The 3,732-nt window shown below is 46.7% G+C and carries 3 protein-coding genes; all 3 read left to right on the top strand.

The features are described from left to right. Positions 1 to 1,147, top strand: a 1,147-nt coding sequence (locus tag PX484_RS03960) for an elongation factor G (RefSeq protein WP_288102928.1), incomplete at its 5' end; no start/stop codon positions are given. A gap of 162 nt (positions 1,148 to 1,309) precedes the next feature. Continuing rightward, positions 1,310 to 2,536, top strand: coding sequence for a dicarboxylate/amino acid:cation symporter (locus PX484_RS03955; RefSeq protein ID WP_002800380.1), 1,227 nt, complete (start codon positions 1,310 to 1,312; stop codon positions 2,534 to 2,536). 265 nt (positions 2,537 to 2,801) lie between these two features. Further along, positions 2,802 to 3,732: cation:proton antiporter (locus tag PX484_RS03950; RefSeq protein ID WP_288102927.1), on the top strand; the 931-nt coding region annotated here is incomplete at its 3' end.

Genomic DNA, 3,732 nt, shown 5'->3' with positions numbered 1-3,732 from the left:
GGTACAAATCCTCAAAACCTATTTTACTCCCCAGGGCGGTCGCCTCTCCCTAGGGCGAATCTGGCAGGGAACCCTTAACGATGGCATGGCCTTAAACGGTGTGCGGATTGGTGGTATCTATCGTCTCATGGGACAACAACAACAACCCTTACAGCAGGCCCAAGCGGGGGAAATTGTCGCTCTCGGTCGTTTGGAGGGAATCGCCACCGGAGACGTGGTGAGCAGCGGCAGTCAAAAACCCGACCTTCCCAAAGGATTACAGCTTAAACCCGTCTTTGCTCTCGCTATTGCCGCCGTCAATCGCAAGGATGAAGTTAAATTAAGTTCAGCTTTGACAAAACTGATCGAAGAAGATCCCTCCCTCTACTGGGAACAACACGGCGACACTAAAGAAGTGATTCTCTGGGGACAGGGAGAAATTCATCTACAAGTGGCCCTCGATCGCCTAGCACGCAAGTATAATCTACCGATGACCACCCATTTACCCCAAGTTCCCTACAAGGAAACGATCAAAACCAGCACCAAATCCCACGGACGTTATAAACACCAAACCGGCGGCCACGGTGCTTTTGGTGATGTGTATCTCGATATTAAACCCCTGGCCCGGGGGGAAGGTTTCCACTTCCATGAAAGCATTGTCGGTGGTGTCGTCCCCAAACAGTATATCCCCGGGGTGGAAACGGGAGTGCGGGAATATCTCGGTCATGGTCCTTTGGGTTTCCCCGTGGTGGATATTGATGTCACCCTCACCGATGGTTCCTATCACAGTGTCGATAGTTCCGAACAAGCTTTTAAACAAGCGGCCCGTCTAGCGATGACGGAGGGACTGCCTAAATGTCATCCGGTCTTATTAGAACCCATTCTATCGGTGACGGTTCTCGCTCCCTCAGAATACACCGCCAAGGTTTTACAGTTAATCAGTGGTAAACGCGGTCAAATTCAGGGTTTTGAAGCTTCTGAGGAGTGGAAAGGTTGGGATCAGATAACAACCTATCTCCCCCAAGCGGAAATGCAGGATTTTATCGTTGAATTGCGTTCTTTGACTATGGGTGTCGGTTTCTTCCAGTGGGATGAGGATCACCTGCAAGAAGTGCCAGATAAACTGCGCGATGCGGTTTTAGCCATGCAGGGTAATGGTAACAAGTAAAGTCTTCTTGGCTGTCACTAAAGTATAGGGATAAATTACCGAGAGATGGGCTTTTATTGGCTCATCTCTCCCTTTTCTGGCAAAAAATGACAGAAGGGTTCGATAAGATTAGCCTAGTGCTACACTGCCCCAAATTAGTCTCGGAATTCTCAACTTAACGCCATGAATTTATCTAACCTGATCTTAGTCGCCCTCGGTGCGGGAATTGTTTTCGGTGCGCTGCTGAATGGTTTTTTTCCCGCGCTAATCCTACCTTTAGATGACTATATTCTCGCGCCGGTGGGAGAGGTTTTTCTGCGCTTAATTCAATTTGTGGTGGTTCCGATCGTTTTTTCTTCCCTTATTTTAGGATTAACCCGGGTACAGAATGCTGCGCGGATCGGTAGATATTTACTCAGATTGATGACTGGCTATCTGCTAACCAGTACACTTGCTCTGTTAATCGGCATGGCCACGGCGTTGCTATTAAAACCGGGGATAGGTTTAGAGGGATTTGCCACTAATGCCGCCATGACCACCAATACACCAGTATCCTTGAGAGATTGGCTGATTAGCTTAATTCCGGTTAATCCCCTAGAAGCTCTTACCGGGGGCAATCTTTTACAGGTAATCGTGACGGGAGTTTTATTTAGTATCGGCATCGGACTGGCCAAAGAGGGGGCAAAACCTTTTATTCTCTTGATAGACAGTCTTTATCTAATCAGCGAGAGAATCCTATCGGTGATTCTCTATCTAGCGCCTGTGGGGGTATTTGCTCTGATTGCTTCGGTTATCGCCACCCAGGGATTAGAATTAGTGGCGAGACTTTTTTTCTATGTTTTTGGTCTGTTTTTGGCCAGCGCCTTGATGATTGGGGTGTATGTTTTGCTCCTTTTTGCCCTCAAAGGAGAACCTCGACGCTTTTTTAGCTCTTTATCGGAGTCTTTATCCTTATCTTTCGGTACTGCTAGTTCTAACGCCGCTTTACCTGTGGTTTTGCGGGAAATTCAAGAATACGGTTTACCTGAAGATATCGCCAGTTTCGCTATTCCCTTGGGAACGGTACTAAAACGCGATGGTTCGGCAATTTTACAGGGATTTAATGCTCTTTTTATCGCTCAGGTTTACGGAGTTCCTTTAAGTCCCTCTTTGTTATTAGCGATCGCATTGAGTGGTTTATTGGTTTCTTTTAGTACCCCGGGGGTCCCCGGCAGCGCATTAATTACCATGACTACCGTATTATCGGCGGCGGGTTTACCCTTAGAGGGAGTGGCTTTAGTAGCGGGGGTCGATCGCTTGACCGATGGCTTTAAAACCGTGTTAAATGTGATCGGTAATACAGTTAATGCTATCCTGCTCAATTACTGGGAATTAGGAGAAAAGGAAAAATCCCTAGAATCAAAAAACTAGCCTCACCGGGCCTCTTGCAAGAGTGCCTTTCTTCACTAGGAAATTTATGGGGATTCTGGTTCAATCTGATGTCATGGGTTCCTACAACATTTTGCGAAAAGCATTCCCAAATGCGTTTAACCGCTATGGGATAGAGATGTGCGTAGTTCACCCAAGGAGAATCAATCTCTTGAAGTAAAAGTGAAGGGAATTTCTGAAATGGAATTCAGTCTGCATATATTTGACTATACTTTTACTAACTATTGGGAGTAATTTTGAGCGAGCGATGATACTACAGCCTTTCCTTTCTTCCGCTTGGAGTTTTAACATTCCCCTGTTAGCCTCGGCAGCTACGGCCGAGACTGCCGATAGTGCCTTAGTTTTAGCCTGCGTGCTGCTGAGTTTGACCGTTATTTATTTCGCCTGTAAACTGGGGGGGGAAATATGCGTCCGATTCAACTTGCCTCCCGTGTTAGGAGAATTAGTCGGTGGGGTGATTATCGGGGTTTCTGCCCTAAAATTACTGGTTTTTCCAGAAGGAGGGGCGGGATTCGAGGATTCTCTCCTAATTCATTTCCTAGAATCCACTTCACCCCTCACCCCGCAGCAATCTCCCGCCGTTTTTAGTGCTGCTAGTGAGGTGATTTCCGTCCTCTCGGAATTGGGGGTAATTATCCTGCTGTTCGAGATTGGTTTAGAGTCAGACTTACAGGAATTAATTCGCGTCGGTCCACAGGCAGCTGCTGTCGCAGTGGTAGGGGTTGCGGTTCCCTTTTTGGTGGGTACTTTGGGTTTAATCTATATCTTTCATCTGGCCACCATTCCCGCTATTTTTGCCGGGGCAGCCCTAACCGCTACCAGTATCGGCATTACCGCCAAGGTTTTAGCAGAAATAGGGCAGTTATCGGCGAAAGAAGGTCAAATTATCATCGGGGCAGCGGTTCTCGATGATATTCTCGGTATTATCGTCCTCGCTGTCGTTGCTTCTTTGGTGAAGACTGGAGAAGTGCAAATTAGCAAAGTAATTTATTTAGTTATTAGTTCTAGCGCTTTTGTAATCGGGGCGATCCTGATCGGTCGTTTTTTAAGCCCCTTTTACGTTCAATTAGTTAATAGCATGAAAACTAGGGGACAATTGCTCTTAGTTTCCCTGATTTTCGCTTTTATTCTTGCCTATATTGCCCAAGTTATCCAATTAGAAGCGATTCTCGGTTCCT

The organism is Microcystis sp. M49636_WE2 (assembly GCF_030065375.1).
GTDB lineage: Bacteria > Cyanobacteriota > Cyanobacteriia > Cyanobacteriales > Microcystaceae > Microcystis > Microcystis aeruginosa_C.
This window is presented reverse-complemented; position numbering and strand designations above follow the sequence as displayed.